An 18,879-nucleotide genomic window follows, 5' to 3' on the forward strand; every position below is an offset into this window, starting at 1 on the left:
CGCGACCGCGACATCCGACCCGCCCCCTTGTGGGGGAGATGTCCGGTCCAGCCTTCGCAGCTGCAGCGCAGCTGCTGCGGAGGACGGGCAGGACAGAGGGGGGCGCTGTCCCGCCAGCCTCAAGGCCTCTGCCAAGCAAATCCCCTCTCTTGCGATTTCTAGCACTTAGCTCCGCTAAAATGTTGAAATCGCTTCTCCCCTACAAGGGGGGAGATACGGCGTCGGCTCCCTACTCCACTCCGCCGGGCGCTTCGGGCTCGTCCTCGGGCGGCTCCAGGATCTCGATCAGTTTTGCCACGCGCGCGCCGGGCATCGCGCGACCCTCGTTCATCAGCGCTTCGTCGGCGCCGATCCAGGCGAAAGCCTCGCGCAGTTCCTCGAGGCTGGCGCCGGTGAGCGCGATATCGGCGATCACGGTCTCGTCGACCGGGCCAAGCACCGAAATGATCTCGTTGCGGGTCATCCTGCCCTCCCCGTGGATCGAGGCGATGGCATAGAAACGGGGGACGGCGGCGGTGGGTTCCGACGATCAATGTTGAGACGTCGGCAGGACAGAGGGTGGCGCGAAGGAGCGCCAGCGGCGGCTAGCTTTGCGCTCGCCGCCGACAATCGCTATGCACGAAGCCTCGCCCGGAATCCCACCGAGTCCCATGAAGCCAGCCATCCTGCTTTCCGCCCTCCTCCTCTCCACCCCAGCCCTCGCCGACTGGAAGCCGGTCGAGAAGATCGAGACTTATGCGATCTCGGGCCAGACGCCGGAGGCGCTCTATGTCTCGATCGGCGAGAAAGGCCCGGTGATCGGCAAGGACAGCGCGGGTACCGAGCGGCGGGTCATCGCGCACACCAATTTCAAACTGACGTGGCAGCGGGACTACCAACCGCAGGGCGGTGCCTGCGTGCTGAAGACGGCGCGGCCGAAGCTGATCATCACCTACACGCTGCCCAAGCCCGCCGGGAAGCTTCCACCTGCCGTGCAGGCGCGCTGGGATTCCTTCGCCGCCGGGCTCGCCGCGCATGAGAAGGTGCACGGCGCCGGCATCGTCGACATGGTGGACAAGATCGTCGCCTTCAGCGTCGGCCTCACCGTCGCCGACGACCCCGGCTGCACCAAGATCAGGGCCGAGCTGACGCAATATCTCGACCAGCTTTCCAAGGCCCAGCGCCAGGCTGGCCGCGACTTCGACAAGGTCGAGTTCGGACCCGGCGGAAACCTGCAGAAGCTGATCGCGGGATTCCTGATCGGCGGGTGAGAAGGACCAAGCAGCGGTTGTGCGGTTCCCTGCCCGTAGCGAGCAGAGCCACAATGGAAAGCACCGACCCGGCAATTCCCTCACCTTGGACGCATGGCGGCCAATCCCACTCCGCCGGAACGTGCGGATTTTCCCGGGCAGGTTGAAATCCAATATCTTAGTATTCTCTAATGTTTATTGGCCGCTATTCGACGAATTGATCGGCGGCGATTCGGCACGGCCCGGTTCGACATCCCCTCAAGGCTGGTGCCGCTCATCTGTCCTCAGCGACGAAAGTATAAGCCTGCGCGCCGCCGCTTTACAGGCAGGTTTGGTAGCGCTACCGTTTCACAGTCGCGTGACCCGGGGGGAGCTGGGGCAAACGTCGCCGACTTCAGTGGTGGACTGCCGACTTGCCGGCATCCGTTTCAACCACACCTGATAGAAACGGCTCCCCGCGAGGCTTCGCAGGGACCATCGGGAGGAGTTCGATGGCGTCTGTCGCGATTGGCGATGTCTACAAATCGTTTGGAGCCACCGAGATCCTGCATGGCGTCAGCGTCGGCATAGACGACGGCGAGTTCGTCACGCTTGTCGGGCCTTCCGGCTGCGGAAAATCAACGCTTCTCAGGATGATTGCCGGCCTGGAAAAAATCTCGCGCGGCCATATCTCGATCGGCAGCCGTATCGTCAACGACGTTGCGCCAAAGGAGCGCGACGTGGCCATGGTCTTCCAGAACTACGCGCTCTATCCGCACATGACGGTTGCCGAGAACATGGCGTTCTCGCTCATGCTCAAGGGTGTCCCCAAGGCTGAAAGCGATGCCGGGGTGAAGCGGGCGGCCGAAATCCTCGGGCTGGTGCCGCTTCTGTCGCGCTATCCGCGCCAGCTTTCAGGCGGCCAGCGCCAGCGCGTCGCCATGGGCCGCGCCATCGTGCGCAATCCGCAGGTGTTCCTGTTCGACGAGCCGCTCAGCAACCTCGACGCCAAGCTGAGGGTTCAGATGCGCGCGGAGATCAAGGAGCTGCACCAGCGGCTGAAGACCACCACCATCTACGTCACCCACGACCAGATCGAGGCCATGACCATGGCCGACAAGATCGTCGTCATGCATGACGGCGTCGTCGAGCAGATCGGGCCGCCGCTGGAGCTCTACGACCGGCCGAACAACCTGTTCGTCGCGAGCTTCATCGGCTCGCCCGCCATGAACCTGCTCAAGGGCACATTCGTAGCCGATGGCGCGCCGTCCTTCCAGGCCGCGGGCGGCATTTCCGTGCCTTTGCCGAAACCACCCTCGATCGGCAACGGCGAAGCCATCGTGCTCGGAGTACGGCCCGAGCATTTGCGGCTGGCCGACGATGGCATTCCGGTGACCGTGGCGGTGATCGAGCCGACCGGCTCGGAAGTGCAGGTCATCGGCCGGACGGCAGGCGGCGAGGACATCGTCGCCAATTTCCGCGAGCGCCATTCCTTCACGCCGGGAGAGACCATTCGGCTGTCGGTCGAGCCTGGCCCCATCCATCTGTTTCACGGCGAAACCGGCAGGCGGATCGAAGCAGCGCGATAAAGCCACGCAACGAGGAACAAACAGGAGGAGACGAGCATGAAATTCACCAGACGCGACGTGATTCGCACGACCGCCGGCGCGGCCGCCGGTGCCTTGGGCAGCCGCTTCATCGGTTCGAGCGCCTTCGCCCAGGAGGGCCTGAAATACAAGCCGGAGGACGGCGCGAAGCTCAGGCTGCTGCGCTGGTCGCCTTTCGTGCAGGGCGATGAGGACCAGTGGCTGAAGAATTCGAAGCGGTTCACCGAAGCGACGGGCGTGGAGGTCCGTGTCGACAAGGAGAGCTGGGAAGACATCCGTCCGAAGGCCGCTGTCGCCGCCAATGTCGGTTCCGGCCCGGACCTGATGTTCGTCTGGTTCGACGACCCCCACCAATATCCCGACAAGCTGCTCGACGTGACGGAACTGGGCGACTATCTCGGCAAGAAGTATGGCGGCTGGTACGACGGCCCGAAACAGTATGCGACGCGCGAGGGCAAGTTCCTCGGCCTGCCGCTCGCCACCATCGGCAACGCCATCGTCTATCGCGAAAGCTGGGTGAAGGAGGCTGGCTTCTCCGAATTCCCGAAGGACACGGCCGGCTTTCTCGAGCTTTGCAAGGCGCTGAAGGCGAAAGGCCATCCGGCCGGCTTCACGCATGGCCACGGCGTCGGTGACGGCAACAATTACGCGCATTGGCTACTGTGGAGCCATGGCGGGCAGATGGTCGACGAAACCGGCAAGGTGACGATCAACAGCCCCGAGACGCTCAAGGCGATCCAGTATGCGCAGGAGCTCTACAAGACCTTCATTCCCGGCACCGAAAGCTGGCTCGACGTGAACAACAACCGCGCCTTCCTGGCCGGCGAAGTGAGCGTGATCGCCAACGGCATTTCGGTCTACAACACCGCCAAGGTCAACAAGGACAAGGATCCGAAACTGACCGAAATCGCCAAGGACATGCGCACCACCAACCTGCCGATCGGTCCGGTCGGGAAATCGGTCGAGCTGTTCCAGGTGACCACGGCCGTGATCTTCAACTACACCCCCTACCCCAATGCGGCCAAAGCCTATCTGCAGTTCATGTTCGAGGACCCGCAGATGCCGGACTGGATCACGTCGTCGGCCGCGTATTGCTGCCAGACGCTGAAGGCTTTCGAGAACAATCCGGTGTGGAAGGCCGACCCGAACAATGCGGCTTACGCGAAAGCCTCGGCGACACTGCGCCCCAACGGCTATGCCGGGCCGCTCGGCTATGCCTCCGCCGCGACCATGGCCGACTATGTGCTGGTGGACATGTTCGCCAAGGCGGTAACAGGCCAGGCCACGCCGCAGGAAGCGATGGAAGAGGCCGAAAAGCGCGCCAACCGCTACTATCGCGTCTGATCCTGTTCGACCTGAGCCGGGGTGGCCGCCTGTCGTCCGGAGGCATTCGGAACGAAGAGCCGCCCCGGCCGCTCCATCAGACTTCATAGGGAACCCACGCCATGGCCGTGCCATCCGTTGCCGTTCAGCGACCTCCGTCGATCCTGTCGCGGCTCGCCGAGAGCCGGAACGCTCTTGGCCTCGGCTTCATGCTGCCGGCGGCGGCGCTGCTCCTGGTGTTTCTCACCTATCCACTCGGGCTCGGTGTCTGGCTCGGCTTCACCGATGCCCGTATCGGCCGTCCCGGCATCTTCATAGGCATCGAGAACTATCAATATCTGTGGAGCGACGGCGTCTTCTGGCTCTCCGTCTTCAACACCCTGCTCTACACGATAAGCGCATCGATCCTGAAGTTCGTGCTCGGCCTGTGGCTCGCTCTCATTCTCAACGAGAACTTGCCCTTCAAATCGTTCTTCCGCGCGATCGTCCTGCTGCCTTGGGTGGTGCCCACGGTGCTGTCGGCCATCGCCTTTTGGTGGATCTACGATTCGCAGTTCTCGATCCTGTCCTGGGCGCTGCAGCAGATGGGCCTGATCGACCATCGCATCAATTTCCTCGGCGACCCGACCAATGCGCGCGCTTCCGTCATCGCGGCCAATGTCTGGCGCGGCATTCCGTTCGTCGCCATCACGCTGCTTGCCGGCCTGCAGACCATTCCCCAATCGCTTTACGAGGCCGCCACGCTCGACGGCGCCAGCCGCTGGCAGCTGTTCCGCCATGTGACGCTGCCGCTGCTGACGCCGATCATCGCCATCACCATGACCTTTTCGGTGCTGTTCACCTTCACCGATTTCCAGCTGATCTATGTGCTGACCCGCGGCGGGCCAGTGAACGCCACCCACCTGATGGCGACTTTGTCCTTCCAGCGCGGCATTTCCGGCGGCCAGCTTGGCGAGGGCGCGGCGATCGCGGTCGCCATGATCCCCTTCCTGCTGGCGGCGATCCTGTTCAGCTATTTCGGCCTGCAACGGCGCAGGTGGCAGCAAGGCGGCGGAGACTGACATGGCGGCGATCAAGGAAGTCGAGCACCTGGACGCCGACGAAGGCGGCATGGGCTACCTGCAGAGCCTGCCGCGGCGGGTGGTGACGGTCTATCTGCCGCTGCTGGTGTTTCTGATCGTGCTGCTGTTTCCGTTCTACTGGATGACGATCACGGCGGTTAAACCCAATGTCGAGATGACCGACTATGTGAACTACAATCCGTTCTGGGTGGTGCATCCGACATTGGAGCACATACGCTACCTGCTCTTCGAGACGTCCTATCCAGGCTGGCTGCTCAACACCGTCATCATCTCGACCGCCGCCACCTTCCTGTCGCTGGCGGCCGCGGTGCTCGCAGCCTATGCGATCGAAAGGCTGCGGTTCTCGGGGGCGCGGCAGGTTGGGCTTGCCGTCTTCCTCGCCTATCTCGTGCCGCCTTCGATCCTGTTCATCCCGCTGTCGGTGATGGTGTTCAACCTCGGTCTCTACGACACGCCGTTCGCGCTGATCCTCACCTACCCGACCTTCCTGATCCCGTTCTGCACCTGGCTCTTGATGGGCTATTTCCGCTCGATCCCGTTCGAGCTGGAGGAATGCGCGCTCATCGATGGAGCAACCCGCTGGCAGATCCTGACCAAGATCGTGCTGCCGCTGTCGGTCCCGGGCCTGATCTCGGCCGGCATCTTCGCCTTCACGCTCTCCTGGAACGAATTCATCTATGCGCTGACCTTCATCCAATCGTCCGAGAAGAAGACGGTGCCGGTGGGAGTGCTCACCGAGCTGGTCCGCTCCGACGTCTACGAATGGGGAGCGCTGATGGCGGGGGCGCTGATCGGCTCGCTGCCGGTGGTCGTGCTCTATTCCTTCTTCGTCGAGCACTATGTTTCCTCGATGACGGGCGCGGTGAAGGAATAAGCGCCGCCCCGGCATCGGCTTTGCCGCGTCGCGGATGCCGCAGCGACGTCGGGATTGTTGACGGGATAGCCCGCTATGCGGCACGGCCTGCGTATGCCCGCCAGCCGCGAACCGGATGCGGCGATGGAATTCAGCAAAATATCAGCTGCCGTTCAGGACAAAGAAGCCCTGTCGCGGCGATGCTTTCGCAGACAGCCCGATGAGCGATCTGCGACGAGCACCGCTGCCGTTGGCTACCTGGAGGTGGATCATGCATATCAACGCCGACGCGCCTTTCCAGTCCGCCCAGCTGGCACGAGAGGAAATGCTTCGTTTCCTATCGACCGGTTTTGCCGGCCCATGCTGCGGCGAGAGCAACGAGATGCTGAGCTACCTCGAACGGGTGGCGTCCAGCGACAAAGCCCCGGCCACCGAGCCGACCCGACCAAGGTTTCGCCTTCGCGGCCTCTTTTCAGGCTTGAACTTGTTTCCAGCTTGACCTTGCCGACATTTGTCATTCCCATGAACGGCGCGCGATGAAGCGCGGCGATGGGGCAAGAGCTTGGCGCTACGGATCGGCGGCGCGGTGCTCGATCTCGACCGGGGTACGCTCCGGCGTGACGGCGAGATCGTGCCGGTCCGGCCAAAAACCCTGGAGCTGCTGGCCTATCTGACGCGCAATCCCGATCGGGTTCTGAGCAAGGAAGAGTTGCTGCAGGCGGTCTGGCCGGGAATTATCGTCTCGGAGGACTCGCTTACCCAATCGATCCACGACGCGCGCAAATCGATCGGCGACGAGGCGCAGGCACTGATCCGCACCGTGCCGCGCCGGGGCTACCTGTTCCAGGCGCCGGGGAACGAGGCGGTGCCACCGCCCGCCGGCGCCGCGGCTGCCGCCCGGGCGGAGCCGATGGTGGCCGTCCTGCCCTTCCGTGTCGATCCGGCCGACAGCACCGCCAAGGCATTGTTCGACGGCGCGGTCGAGGAAATCACCAACGCGCTCTCCTGCTTCAAGACCGTCGCCGTGCTGGCGCGTCATTCCGCATTTGCTCTGGCCGAGCACTCACGCGAAGACATCCGCGCGACCGCCGAGCGCCTCGGGGCCGACTATGTCGCCGAAGGCAGCGTCGAGACCGTCGGAGCGGACTACAGCGCGCGCGTGGTGCTTACCGAGACGGCGTCCGGCCGGCGCGTCTGGGGGCAGAGCTTCACCTTCCCCAAGGGCGAAATCTTCGCCTTCCAGATGATGGTGGCGCAGCGGATCGTGACGGCGCTGGTCGCCAACATCGAAAGCGCGGTGATGCGGCGGGGTCTTCCCGCGCCCGCCGCCAATGTCGAGGCCTATCTGCATTTCCTGCGCGGGAAGGAATTGCTGCGCAGCTATGGCGAGGGCGTGAACCAGGAGGCGCGCGCGCATTTCCTGAAGGCGATCGAGCGCGATCCAGGCTATGGGCTGGCGCACGCCTACCTTGCGCTCGCCGAGGTGATCATCGGCGGCTATGCCGATGCGCCGCGCGCCGTGCTCGACCAGGCGCGTGATCGCGCACTTCATGCCATCGCGCTCAGCCCCGACGAGGCGCGGTGCCACCGCATTCTTGCATTGACCCTGCTTTATCGCGGCCGTGACGAGTACGACGCCGCCGAAAGGCATTTCGCCCGCGCGCTCGATCTCAATCCCTATGACGCCGACACGCTGGCCCAGACCGGCCATTTCCGGGCGTTGCGCGGCGATGGTGAAGCCGGCCTGGCCCTGCTCGACAAGGCCGTCCAGCTCAATCCCATGCATCCGACCTGGTACTATTACGATCGCGGCGAAGCCCTGCTGGCCGTCGGCCGATACCGGGAAGCGGCCGCTTCCTTCTCCTGCCTGCCCCGCAAGAGCGCCTGGCAATGGGCGCGGCTGGCCGCATGCCATGCATTTGCCGGCGACCACGAAAAGGCGCTGGCCTGCGTCAGGGAAGGTCGTGCCCTGGAACCCGACCTCACCATCGCCCAGATCGTCCGAGAAATGCGCATGAAACGCCTAGAAGACCGCGAACGACTCCGTCGCGGGCTCGAACTCGCCGGCTGGGACACGGCCATCTGAGCCGGTCGCCCTTCCTAAAAGCTGATTTCCACCGCCGCCGCGCTCCGCTTCGCCTCGCCATGGAACACGGCCTCGATATTGTTGCCGTCGGGGTCGAGCAGGAAGCAGGCGTAGTAGCCGGGGTGGTAGCGGCGCTCGCCCGGCGCGCCGTTGTCCTTGCCGCCGGCTGCGAGCCCGGCGTGATAGAACGCGTCGACCATTGCGCGGTCCTTCGCCTGGAAGGCGAGATGGTGGCGGCCGGTCAGCACGCCGAGGGCCGCGCGGCTGTCGGCGCTGGAGATGAAAAGCTCGTCCGCCCAAAAATAATCCTCCGCCTCGCCGCCGACCGGGATGCCCAGCACCTCGAACAGCGCGCCGTAGAAACGCCGGCTCGCCTTGAGGTCGCGCACCACGAGCTGGATGTGGTCGATGAGCCGGCCGCGGTAGAGTTGCATGAGGTGACGCCTCCTGGGTTGAGAGGGCTCAATGTAGAAGGGGCGGGAGCGCGGTCAATGTGGGGCGCCACTGACTGCTGACATGTTGAGACGCTAGCGGGACAGCGCCCCCCTCTGGTCTGCCGGCCATCTCCCCACAAGGGGGGAGATAGGCACTCCAAAAAAATCCGGATAAAAAATGCAACCAGATTGTAGGATCGGTGTCGCCTGCGGCGTCCTTCGGACGCAAGCGGCGCGATGAACCTGGAAAAACCGTGCCGCATCAAACAGGATGCCTTACGGCATGGGAGAAAACCATGAAGCTTTCCTATCGTTGGGTCATCGTCGCGGCTGGCGCGTTGATGACTTGTGTGGCGCTCGGCGCGATGTTCTCGCTGGCGATCTTTCTCGAGCCAATGTCGCTCGACACCGGCTGGTCGCGCGCCGGCATTTCCAGCGCCATGACGCTGAATTTCCTGGTGATGGGCGTCGGCGGCTTCGCCTGGGGCGCGATCTATGACCGCTTCGGCGCCAGGCCCGTCGTGCTTGCCGGCGCGGTGCTGCTCGGCCTGGCATTGGTGGTGGCAAGCCGCGCCAACTCGCTGCTGGTCTTCCAGTTGAGCTACGGCGTGATCGTCGGGCTCGCGGCCAGCGCCTTCTTCGCGCCGATGATCGCGCTCACCACCGCCTGGTTCGACACCAACCGCAGCCTCGCCGTGTCGCTGGTCTCGGCCGGCATGGGAGTAGCGCCGATGACCATCTCGCCCTTCGCGCGCTGGCTGATCTCTGCCTATGACTGGCGCACGGCGATGTTCGACATCGGCGTCATGGCCTGGGTGCTGCTTCTTCCCGCCGTGTTCCTGGTGCGCCAACCGCCGGCGGCGGTCGCTGCACACGACGGCAGCATGCCGGCACCCGCCGCCGACGATCCCGGCATGAGCGTCGGCCAGGCGCTGCGCTCGCCGCAATTCCTGGTGCTGGGCATGACCTTCTTCGCCTGCTGCGCGGCGCATTCGGGCCCGATCTTCCACATGGTGAGCTATGCGATGGCCTGCGGCGTGGCGCCGATGGCGGCCGTCTCGATCTACAGCGTCGAGGGCCTGGCCGGCCTCGGCGGGCGCGTGCTCTATGGCGTTCTCGCCGACAGGCTGGGCGTCAAGCCGGTGCTGATCGCCGGCCTCGCGATCCAGGGCATGGTGATCGCCGCCTATCTCGGCGCCGCACGGCTCGAACACTTCTACGTTCTCGCCGTCATATTCGGCGCCACCTATGGCGGCGTGATGCCGCTCTATGCGGTGCTGGCGCGCGAATATTTCGGCGGACGCATCATCGGCACCGTGCTCGGCGCAGCCACCATGCTCTCCAGCCTCGGCATGTCGTTCGGCCCGCTCGCCGGCGGCATGATCTACGACGCCTATGCCAGCTATTCCTGGCTGTTCGTCGGCTCGGCGCTGGTCGGCCTCGGTGCCGCCGGCATCGCCATCGCCTTCCCGCCGCAGCCAAGCCGGCAGAGGCTGCAGATGGCGTAGCACAAGCCTGGATCCTCGCCCCCAAAGGGGGCGGGGCTCAGGCGGGCGCCACCCCTTCGAGCGCTATGATACGTGTGTGGGCGCAGCGGAAACGGATTTGCTTCAGCCGCTCATACTCGGGCGAGTCGTACCAGGCGGTGAGCGCGGCCATGTCGGGAAACTCGATAATGACCAGGCGGTGCGGCTCCCAGTCGCCCTCGAGCACCTTGGTCGTGCCGCCACGAGCAAGATAGTGCCCGCCATAGCGAGCCTCCGTCGCCGGGACCTCGCGCCTGTACTCGTCGAACATGGCCATGTCGGTGACGTCGACATCGGCAATCAGATAGGCGGGCATCGGAACTCTCCCCTTCTCAGATCATCTTCCAAATCATCAGAGGGGCGACCATTTTATATTAGAATTCACTTATATTGAAGGTGAAAACCCGCCCATCCCGGAAACGCTCGATCCTGTCGGGGCGGCTGTCCGCGATCCCTCAATTCCTCAGTGCGATCGTCGCGGCCGCGCCGCCCATGCACACCGCCGCGCCGCGGTTGAACAGGCGCGCGGCGCGCGGCGACTGCAAGGTGCGGCGCGTGCCGGCGCCGGCGATCGCGAAGGGGAATTGCACGGCCGCCAGGATGACGGCGGTGATGGCAAGCAGAATCGGCACGTCGAGCGCCGACAGCGCGCCGATATCGACCACCGTCGGCAGGATGGAGATGTAGAAGAGCACCGATTTCGGATTGCCGAGCGTGACCAGAACGCCGGAGAGGAAGGCGTTGCCGCCGCTCCTTGCGGCGCCGCTGTCGGAGACCTCGAAGGTCTCGCCCGCCCTCCAGAACTGGACCGCAAGCCAGCAGAGGTAGGCGATGCCCGCCCATTTGATGGCGATCAGGAGAAAGCTGAAAGTCTCGGCGATGAAGGCAAGGCCGGCAAGCACGGCGGCGAGGTAGAGCACGTCGCCCAGCACCATGCCGGCCGTCATCCAGGCCGCATGCCGGTAGCCGCTCCTGAGCGCCTGCGCCACGATGGCGACGATCTGCGGCCCCGGAATGATGGCGGCAATCGCCAGCGCGCCTGAATAGGCGGCAAAGCCCGACAATGTCATTGGTGTGGAGTCCTTCGATACGAGGTGAGCCAGGACAATCGGAGGGCGGGGCGATGGTGTCAACCGCGGGCTGGGGAAGCGCCGGCGGCCGTCACCATCTTCTCGACCACCCAGCGGTGCTTGCCGATCTGGCGGTTGCAGCTGAAACCCTGCGCTTCGAACATCGCCAGCGTGCCGTTATGCAGGAAGGCGCCGGCGACCGGGCGCCCTTCCGAATCCTCCGGATAGCTTTCCACCCTGCCGCCGCCGAGACGGCCGATCTCGGTCAGCGCGCCGGCAAGGGCTGCCGCGGCCACGCCCTTGCCGCGATGGGCCTTGTCGGAGAAGAAGCAGGTGATGCGCCAGTCCGGCAGCGCCGTCAGTCCCTCGCGATAGGCGCGCTGGTGCTTTATGCGCGGCAATTCGGCGGTCGGCCCGAACTGGCACCAGCCGACGCAGGCCGGACCGTCGAAGACGAGCGCGGCATGCGCCCGGCCCTCGCGCACGAGCACCTCCTTCGCCGCGCGGTTGCCGGCGGCGCCAACCCCCTTGGCGTGGAAGGCCATGCACCAGCAGCCGCCCCACACGCCATTGTGACGCTCGACCAGCGCGGCGAAATGCGGCCAGGTGGTCGTATCGAGAGGTTTTACACTGAAGCTCATCGTCACCTCTTCGGCGGCGAGGATAACCGATCCGGTTGGGTTTTGGAGCCAGGCGCCGGAACGGTTAGTCTCCCCCACAAGGGGGGAGATTAGCCAATCGCCTACCCCGTGCCCGTCCCCGAACGCAGCGCCTCCCTGCCCTCGTCGTCGCGGCGCAGGCGTGCGTCGGAGATCAGCACGACCGGGCACCGGCAGCGCTGCAGCACATCGCTGGTCGTCTCGCCGAACAGCAACTCCTCGCCCGGACGGCGCGCCACGCCCATGACGATCAACGCCACCCCCCTGCCGGCCTGGCGGGCAATCGCATCGGCGGCGGCAGGCCTCGAGCGGATGGCGGTCTCGATCTCGACGCCGTAGCGGTCGGCAAGCGCGACAATGTCCTTCAGCACCGCCTCCCTGCGGCGATGCGAGACGGCGTCGCGCGGCTGGTCGCGGCCGACCCGCGCAACGTAGAGCATCTTGACCGGCGCGCCGGTGACAGCGGCGATTGCCAACGCCAGCTCGGCGCCACGGCGAGCGACCGACGTGCCGTTGACCGGCACCAGGATACGACCCGACTCGGGGCCAAGCCTCGGCATATGCCGCCCGGCGGCAACGGGTTTCAGCACCAGGCAGAGCGGGCCGTCGAAGGCGCCGGCAACCTCGTTCAGCCGGTGCGAGAAACCGCCCTTGGCGGTCACCGCGCGGCCGAGGCCGATGAGCAGCATGCCATAGCCCTTACGCGCTTCCTTGGCCACCGCCTCGGCCGAGAGCTGGACCTCGTGCCTGCGGCGGGTCAAGGGGGCTTCACGCACGGGCTCCTCGTCGGCTTCCTTCGCCGCCTCGCGACCCTCCTCGGCGCCCTTCTCGATCTCGTCCAGATGCGCAGCCTCGCCCGGCTCGGCTTCGCTTTCGCCGCTGGCATGCAGCACCGTCATCGGCTTGCCGGCGCCGACTACGCCGGCAAGGTAGGCGGCGAAGCGGCCGACCACGCCCTCGTCGACCACCACCAGCAACCGCTCCAGATTGGCGATGAAGCCGCGCTGGTCGACCTCCTCGCGCTCCAGCCTTTTCTTCTCCGCCTCGCCGATCGTCAGGCGCCCGAGCGTCCATCGCAGCGTCGGCGGCATGGCCAAGGTGGTGATGACGGCCATGGTGAGGATCATGGTGAAGAGGTTGTGCGAGAGCACGCCGATCGACAGGCCGATCGAGGCGACGATGACCTCGGTCGAGCCGCGCGCGTTCATGCCGCAGCCGACCGCAATGCCCTCGGCGCGGCTCATGCCGGAGAGCTCGGCGCCGATGAAGGCGCCGCCAAACTTGCCGAGGCTGGCGATCGCCACCAGCGCTACGGTAAGTAGCGCGAGCTCCGGGTCGGCAAGCACGGTGAGGTCGGCGGACAAGCCGGCAACACCGAAGAACACCGGCATGAAAAGTGCCGTGATCACTCCGCGCAATTGCCCCTCGATGTGGCGCGACAGGATCGGCGACTCGCCGACCAGTATGCCGGCGACGAAAGCGCCTAACACGGTGTGGACGCCGATCAGCTCGGTGATCAGCGCCATGGCGCCCATGATGGCGAGGATGACGGTGACCACCGCATATTCCGAGCGGAAGGTGTCGTTGGTCCAGCGGATGGCGTCGAAGACGATGCGCCGGCCGAGCGTGAAGGAAAAACCCATGAAGGCGGCAACGCCGGCCAGCGTGAAGGCCAGACTGCCGGCCTCGATGCGGCCATGCGTAGCGATGCCGATGGTGATGGCGATGATCACCCAGCCGATCGTATCTTCGATGATGGCCGAGGAGACGATGATCTGGCCGAGGTCGCGACGCATGAAGTTCATCTCGCGCACCACCATGGCGACGATCTTGACCGAGGAGATCGAAAGCGCGGTGCCAAGGAACAGGCCGGCGACGACACGCTCGCTGCCGGCGGCGAGCAACGTGTCCGGCATGAATTGCGCCGCCGCGAAGCCCAGCACGAAAGGCACGGCGACACCCGTGGCCGAGATGGAGAAGCAGGCGCGGCCGACGCGGCGCACCAGCCGCAAATCCGTCTCCATGCCGGTCAGCAGCAGAAGCATCAGCACGCCGAGCTGGGCGATGGCATTGATCATCGACTTTTGCGCGGCATCGCCCGTAAAGACCACGCGCTCGGCCGCGGGCCACAGCCAGCCGAGCAGCGAAGGGCCGAGCAGGATGCCGCCGATCAACTGGCCCATAACCGCCGGCTGGCCGAACCGCTCCAGCAATTCGCCGATGCCGCGGCCGACGACGAGCAGCAAAATGATTTCGAGAACGAAGATGCCTTCGCTGGACATGCCGCTCTTCTCGGCGGCCCAGGCGACAGCCGGCATCAAAAGGAGCGCCGCCGGCGCAAGCGCGAGAGAGACCGACAGCAGCCGGCGCCGGTTGGGCATGAAGGACAATTTCTGCACCCCTCGATTATGCCCGGCGATAACGGTTTGGCGAGAGCTTCGGTTGCACGGCCGCGATCTCCCCTCTCCCGGGGGAGATGTCGCCGAAGGCGACAGAGGGGGTCGCCTCGCGTGAAGCGCCAGCGTCTTGTGCGCCGTGACGAGGTTGGCGCTCTATGCGAGACGACCCCCTCTGGCCGCTGCGCGGCCATCTCCCCCTCAAGGGGGGAGATTACGCACCGTCCCGACAATTCGATTCAAATACGACCGCTGATCTTTGCGTTTGCGTAAAGCGACTCGCGCATGGTCGAACACGGCGGGCAATAAGGAGAAGCTAATGAAAAGCGACTTTGCCGCCGCCCACCTGCACCTCGACAGGGCCTGCCACTATCTGCGCGGCGACGATGAAACGAGCCGCACGGCACTCGCCGCGCTCGACCTCGTGATCGAGGCGGTGGCTACCGCCCAGTATGCCCGGCCCGAGGCAGAGGTGCTGCAGTTTCCAGCTACTTCAAAGCGGGCATAGCGTCCCGCCGCATCCTAACTTATCCAGGAACATTTTTGCCGGCCGCACGTTGTGTTATATGGGGTGTGGCCGGCTCAATCGGCCGGCCACGGCGGGAGGCACGTGGCAAGGGGATGTCCCAGGTCCAGACCATAAAGCCGGCCGAGGCGGCAGCGGCGCCGCGCGGATCCGACGCGTTCGCGCTGAAGCTGACCTCCTCCGAATTCGCAACCACGATGTCGCACTTCCACCGCGCCGAGATCGCGCGCATGGCCGGCTGGCGCGACCGCCTCGACCGCACCAGCAACTGGTCGATCACTGTGGTTGCCGCGATGCTCTCGGTGTCGCTGTCGACGCCGAGCGCGCATCATGGCGTGCTGCTCTTCGCCATGCTTCTGATCACGTTGCTGCTCTGGATCGAGGCGCGGCGCTACCGCTTCTTCGATGTCTACCGGGCGCGGGTGCGCCAGTTCGAGCGCTATTATTTCGCGCAGATATTTTCGCCGCAGCCGGACTATGCCTCCAACTGGCTGGCGATCGTCGGCGAAGGCCTGCGCTCGCCGCGCTTCCTCATCTCGCAGCGCGCGGCGCTGATCAGGCGGCTGCGCCGCAACTACATCTTCATGTACACGATCCTGCTGCTCGCCTGGATATTGAAGATCACCACGCCGAGCCTGTCGCGCGAAGGCTCGCCGATCGGCTTCGGCGCCTCGCTCCTCGACACCTTCCGGGTAGCGACGCTCGGTCCCATTCCGGGCATCGTGGTGGTCTGCGGCGTGGTGGTTTTCTATCTCGCGCTTTTGGCCGCTGCCTTCCTGATGCGCGCCGACGACGGCGAGCTGTCGTTCGGCGACGTGCATGTGTAAGCGACAGCGCCGCTGTCTGCTCACAATCCCGGCGGCCTGACGAAGCCGTCCGTAAGACGCGCCAGCGCCTTGGCGACTGCCAGCAGCGTCATTTCCGAATGGCGGCGGCCGACGAGCTGGGCGCCGATCGGCAGGCCCTCGCGGTCGAGACCGATCGGAATGACGACGGCCGGATGTCCAGTCAGGTTGAAGCGGCAGACGTGGCTGAGCGCGCTCCAGTACGGCGTCTCGACGCCGTCGACGGGGATCGGCGCCCCCGTCTCGCGATGGCGGAAGGCTGTGCACATCATCGCCGGGCAGACGAGCACGTCCCAGTCGTCGAAGAAACGCTCCCAGGCGATGATGAATTCGTCGCGCTGGTTGAGCGCCTCGAGATAGGCCGACAGCGAGGGCGAGGCCTCGCGCGGCGGCTGGAAAGCCTCCGAATACCAGGTGATGAAGACCGAGAACAGCGTCCGCTCGGCCGCGAAATCATGCCGCGGCAAGGCCTGCCCCACTCGCGCGCCTGCGATGTCGAGAGCTCGAGCGAAGCCGGTGATCGCATCGGCGATATCGATCGCGACCGGCACGCCGGGAAATGTCGGCGCCCAGGCGACCTTGAGCTCATCGAGCGCGGGTTCCGGCATCTCGTCTGTGGCAACCGGCGGCACTTCGGTGTCGAGGCCGTCGGCGCCGGCGATGATGCGGTGGGCAAGGATGAGATCGTCGACGTCACGGGCCAAAGGCCCGATGTCGAACAGCAGGCGGAAGCTGCGCGGCATGTCGGGCGGATCGGCGTAGCTGCCGGTGATCGGCACGGTCGCCTGCGTCGGCTTGAAGCCGTAGATGCCGGTGAGATGCGCCGGCACCCGGATCGAGCCGCCGGCGTCGCTGCCGATCTCCAGCGGCACCAGCCCGGCGGCGACCGCGGCTGCCGCGCCGCCGCTCGAGCCGCCGGGCGTGCGGGTGACGTCCCAGGGATTGACGGTGCGGCCGAAGATCGGGTTGACGGTCTGAAAGTCGCGCAGCCTGGGCGGCACATTGGTCTTGCCGATGATGATGGCGCCCGCCTTGCGCAGCCGCGCGGCGATGGTGCTGTCGGTGGTCGGAACATGATCGGCACAGGCCTCCAGGCCGACGGTGGTGCGCATGCCCGCGGTGGCGTGGCCGTCCTTCAGCGTGACCGGCACGCCGGTCAGCGGGCCAACGGCTTCGCCGCGCGCGATCGCGAGATCGGCAGCCTTCGCTCCGGCCCTGGCAGCTTCCTCATCGAGGGTGACGATGGCGTTGAGGAGCGGATTGACCAGCGCAATCCGGGCAAGCTGCGCCTCCATCGCCTCGACGGCGCTGACCTTCTTCTCGCGGATCGCCGCCGCCAGTTGGGTGGCGGTCAGGAAGGTGGTTTCGGGGTAGATCATGGTCGTGCTCCAGGCAGTAGGGAGTAGGCAATAGGCAGTAGGGAAAGATCAGACTGGGGCCGTGCATTTTGGCTGCCACTACCCTACTCCCTACTGCCTACTGCCTACTGCCTCAATTCAACGAAAGCGCCGTGCGGAACTCCTTCGCGGTGTTGCGATTGGGATAGGGCTCGGCCGGCACCGGGACGCCGAGATGGGCGCAGAGTGGCTCCCAGCCGTCGCCGAGCTTGTGGATCAGGAGGCGCCCGGCTGGTACGGTCTTGAGCACAGCCTCGACATTGGCCTCATAGACGGCGATCGCATGCGCGCGGTCCTGCGGGCGGCCGCCGAAAACCTGCTTCTTGATCAGCGCGATGCCCAGCGACTCCTGGTCCTGGCTGTCGCTGATTGCCGGCACGATCGTCTTTGCAAAACTCTCCCACCAGCTTTCGGGCGAACGCCAGGTGAGGATCACGCGCGCCAGTGGGTAGGCTTGGATCAGCTCGCGCCAGTAGTGCGCCGACGGCCAGTCGACGCAGGATATGTAGCCAGCAAAGAGCTTGCCCCAGTCGGGTGCTGCGCCCTTGGCGAGAGCTCGCCAGAGCCGCTTCTGTTCCTCATGCGCCATGACCTCCGACATATGGTGGCAGGGGCCGAAACCCAGCATCGTCAGCGCCTCGCGCATCGAATCCGTGCCGGTGCGACCGAAGCCGGTTCCTACCACCCTCAGCGACATTTTTTTCTCCCCTCTCTCCCCGGTGCGGTCCGGCGTCCGGCCGGTGGCCGCCATCAAACCCCTTGAACCACGAGCCGCAAGCGACTGCCCTCCGGATCGGCGGCCTCGATGGCGTCGCCGATCCTTTTCGCCGGCACATTGGCGTCATTGAGCCTGGAAGCCACCGCATCGAGCTCCTCGGTCGAAGCGAGCTCGACCGTGAAATGGTCGAGGCCGGCAGCATTCGGCGGCGGCTCGCGCAACTCCTCGCGCGCCCAGATGTTGAAGGCGACCATATGCGGCCGGCGCCCGGTGCCGCAGTCGAACATGCCGAAGGTCCTGGACTGGATGTGCGGCCGGAAGCCGAGCACGCCGACATAGAATTGCATCAGCGCCTCGGGCGCGCGGGCGCGCATATGGATGTGGCCGATGAAGGCATCGGCTGCCATCCGCGGTTCGACATGGCCGGAATTGCCGAGATCGCGCAACAGGCCTGGGACGTCCAGCGCTTCGAGACCCGAATGCGCGCTGCCGTCGACGGCGATCAACGTCACGCGGCCGTCGGCCGACACCTCCCGGCGCAGGAAACGCTCCGGGGTGTCGAAACAGATTTCGATGCCGTTGCCGGACGGATCGGAGACGTAGAGCGATTCCGAAATAAGATGATCCTGGGCGCTGTACCTCAATCTCGATGCCTTGAGGCGGGCAGCCGCGTGGGCGAGATCGCGGCGCGTCGTCACGTGGATCGCGACATGGAAGAGATCGCGCGATTTCTGCGGCAGCGCTGTCACCGCTCCGGCGTGGAGCACGATCAGCGCCCTGCCGCCGGCGCCGAGCTCCGCCGTGACGGCATCCTCGCCGATCGGATCGAGTCCAAGCGTGTCGCGCCAGACAGTGAGGGCTGCCGGGATATCGGTCACCCTGAGATGGACCGGCCCGAGACGAGTGGCTTGAGACAGCAATCCGTCGTCCATCGTCGTCTATCCGATTGCGGTCGGGAACATATTAGCGCTGAACGATATTTCTGTCTTGCGCCAAGTTCGGGTTGACCCCTCCCCGGCGGGCGGCGACTATCGCAATAGGCAATTTGTTTTGACGCAATTCCGGACGGAAAATCGCTGCGCACTTTTCCTGGAATTGGTATTCGTTTTGGCGCAATTCCGGACGGAAAACCGTTACACACTTTTCCTG

19 protein-coding genes are annotated in these 18,879 nt (G+C 65.3%); 10 read left to right on the forward strand and 9 right to left on the reverse strand.

Features of this window, described 5'->3' with window-relative positions; genetic code table 11:
• Window positions 1-229: 229 nt before the first annotated feature.
• On the reverse strand, window positions 230-463 hold the full coding sequence (locus EJ070_RS29885; RefSeq protein WP_126094574.1) for a hypothetical protein: 234 nt from the start codon (window positions 461-463) through the stop codon (window positions 230-232).
• Between the two features lie 187 nt (window positions 464-650).
• Between EJ070_RS29885 and EJ070_RS29890 the strand changes: the two genes are divergently transcribed.
• The 7 genes from EJ070_RS29890 to EJ070_RS29920 all read left to right on the forward strand — a co-directional run bounded on the left by EJ070_RS29890 (window position 651) and on the right by EJ070_RS29920 (window position 8,159).
• Window positions 651-1,250: a DUF922 domain-containing protein gene (locus EJ070_RS29890; protein ID WP_126094575.1), complete on the forward strand. Its 600-nt coding sequence runs from the start codon at window positions 651-653 to the stop codon at window positions 1,248-1,250.
• Window positions 1,251-1,720: 470 nt separating this feature from the next.
• Window positions 1,721-2,797 (forward strand): sn-glycerol-3-phosphate ABC transporter ATP-binding protein UgpC, encoded by a 1,077-nt coding sequence (gene ugpC / locus EJ070_RS29895; RefSeq protein WP_126094576.1) that lies wholly within the window; start codon window positions 1,721-1,723, stop codon window positions 2,795-2,797.
• A 36-nt stretch (window positions 2,798-2,833) separates the two neighbouring features.
• On the forward strand, window positions 2,834-4,159 hold the full coding sequence (locus EJ070_RS29900) for an ABC transporter substrate-binding protein (protein ID WP_126094577.1): 1,326 nt from the start codon (window positions 2,834-2,836) through the stop codon (window positions 4,157-4,159).
• A gap of 101 nt (window positions 4,160-4,260) precedes the next feature.
• On the forward strand, window positions 4,261-5,199 hold the full coding sequence (locus tag EJ070_RS29905; protein ID WP_126094578.1) for a sugar ABC transporter permease: 939 nt from the start codon (window positions 4,261-4,263) through the stop codon (window positions 5,197-5,199).
• 1 nt (window position 5,200) lies between these two features.
• Entirely contained in the window at window positions 5,201-6,094 is an 894-nt protein-coding gene (locus EJ070_RS29910) for a carbohydrate ABC transporter permease (protein ID WP_126094579.1), read from the forward strand.
• 250 nt (window positions 6,095-6,344) lie between these two features.
• Window positions 6,345-6,572: a hypothetical protein gene (locus EJ070_RS29915; protein WP_126094580.1), complete on the forward strand. Its 228-nt coding sequence runs from the start codon at window positions 6,345-6,347 to the stop codon at window positions 6,570-6,572.
• Between the two features lie 63 nt (window positions 6,573-6,635).
• Entirely contained in the window at window positions 6,636-8,159 is a 1,524-nt protein-coding gene (locus EJ070_RS29920; protein ID WP_126094581.1) for a winged helix-turn-helix domain-containing protein, read from the forward strand.
• A gap of 14 nt (window positions 8,160-8,173) precedes the next feature.
• On the opposite strand, the gene EJ070_RS29925 is transcribed toward EJ070_RS29920, so the two are convergent.
• Window positions 8,174-8,593 (reverse strand): VOC family protein, encoded by a 420-nt coding sequence (locus EJ070_RS29925; protein ID WP_126094582.1) that lies wholly within the window; start codon window positions 8,591-8,593, stop codon window positions 8,174-8,176.
• A gap of 296 nt (window positions 8,594-8,889) precedes the next feature.
• Here EJ070_RS29925 and EJ070_RS29930 point away from each other — a divergent pair, with 296 nt between their 5' ends.
• The gene (locus tag EJ070_RS29930; RefSeq protein ID WP_126094583.1) at window positions 8,890-10,101 is read left to right on the forward strand and encodes an MFS transporter; all 1,212 of its coding nucleotides are present in this window, start codon (window positions 8,890-8,892) and stop codon (window positions 10,099-10,101) included.
• 37 nt (window positions 10,102-10,138) lie between these two features.
• On the opposite strand, the gene EJ070_RS29935 is transcribed toward EJ070_RS29930, so the two are convergent.
• From EJ070_RS29935 to EJ070_RS29950, 4 genes are all read right to left on the reverse strand, one after another.
• Window positions 10,139-10,435, reverse strand: a complete 297-nt coding sequence (locus tag EJ070_RS29935; protein ID WP_126094584.1) for a DUF1330 domain-containing protein — start codon at window positions 10,433-10,435, stop codon at window positions 10,139-10,141.
• A gap of 139 nt (window positions 10,436-10,574) precedes the next feature.
• Window positions 10,575-11,189, reverse strand: a complete 615-nt coding sequence (locus EJ070_RS29940; RefSeq protein ID WP_126094585.1) for a LysE family translocator — start codon at window positions 11,187-11,189, stop codon at window positions 10,575-10,577.
• Window positions 11,190-11,248: 59 nt separating this feature from the next.
• Complete coding sequence (locus tag EJ070_RS29945) at window positions 11,249-11,830, reverse strand: GNAT family N-acetyltransferase (RefSeq protein ID WP_126094586.1); 582 nt, start codon at window positions 11,828-11,830, stop codon at window positions 11,249-11,251.
• A 101-nt stretch (window positions 11,831-11,931) separates the two neighbouring features.
• Window positions 11,932-14,229, reverse strand: coding sequence for a cation:proton antiporter (locus EJ070_RS29950; protein ID WP_126094587.1), 2,298 nt, complete (start codon window positions 14,227-14,229; stop codon window positions 11,932-11,934).
• A 334-nt stretch (window positions 14,230-14,563) separates the two neighbouring features.
• Here EJ070_RS29950 and EJ070_RS29955 point away from each other — a divergent pair, with 334 nt between their 5' ends.
• Together EJ070_RS29955 and EJ070_RS29960 are read left to right on the forward strand one after the other, a co-directional pair.
• Window positions 14,564-14,752 carry a hypothetical protein gene (locus EJ070_RS29955; protein ID WP_126094588.1) on the forward strand — a complete coding sequence of 63 codons (189 nt, stop codon included), beginning with the start codon at window positions 14,564-14,566 and terminating at the stop codon, window positions 14,750-14,752.
• 113 nt (window positions 14,753-14,865) lie between these two features.
• Window positions 14,866-15,597 (forward strand): DUF2270 domain-containing protein, encoded by a 732-nt coding sequence (locus tag EJ070_RS29960; RefSeq protein WP_126094589.1) that lies wholly within the window; start codon window positions 14,866-14,868, stop codon window positions 15,595-15,597.
• Between the two features lie 20 nt (window positions 15,598-15,617).
• On the opposite strand, the gene EJ070_RS29965 is transcribed toward EJ070_RS29960, so the two are convergent.
• The 3 genes from EJ070_RS29965 to EJ070_RS29975 form a co-directional block, all read right to left on the reverse strand.
• Window positions 15,618-16,994: an amidase family protein gene (locus EJ070_RS29965; RefSeq protein ID WP_126094590.1), complete on the reverse strand. Its 1,377-nt coding sequence runs from the start codon at window positions 16,992-16,994 to the stop codon at window positions 15,618-15,620.
• 112 nt (window positions 16,995-17,106) lie between these two features.
• Window positions 17,107-17,709 carry a sulfotransferase family protein gene (locus EJ070_RS29970; protein ID WP_126094591.1) on the reverse strand — a complete coding sequence of 201 codons (603 nt, stop codon included), beginning with the start codon at window positions 17,707-17,709 and terminating at the stop codon, window positions 17,107-17,109.
• Window positions 17,710-17,762: 53 nt separating this feature from the next.
• Window positions 17,763-18,662 (reverse strand): VOC family protein, encoded by a 900-nt coding sequence (locus EJ070_RS29975; RefSeq protein ID WP_126094592.1) that lies wholly within the window; start codon window positions 18,660-18,662, stop codon window positions 17,763-17,765.
• Window positions 18,663-18,879 lie beyond the last annotated feature (217 nt).

It is taken from the genome of Mesorhizobium sp. M1E.F.Ca.ET.045.02.1.1 (assembly GCF_003952485.1).
Lineage (GTDB): Bacteria > Pseudomonadota > Alphaproteobacteria > Rhizobiales > Rhizobiaceae > Mesorhizobium.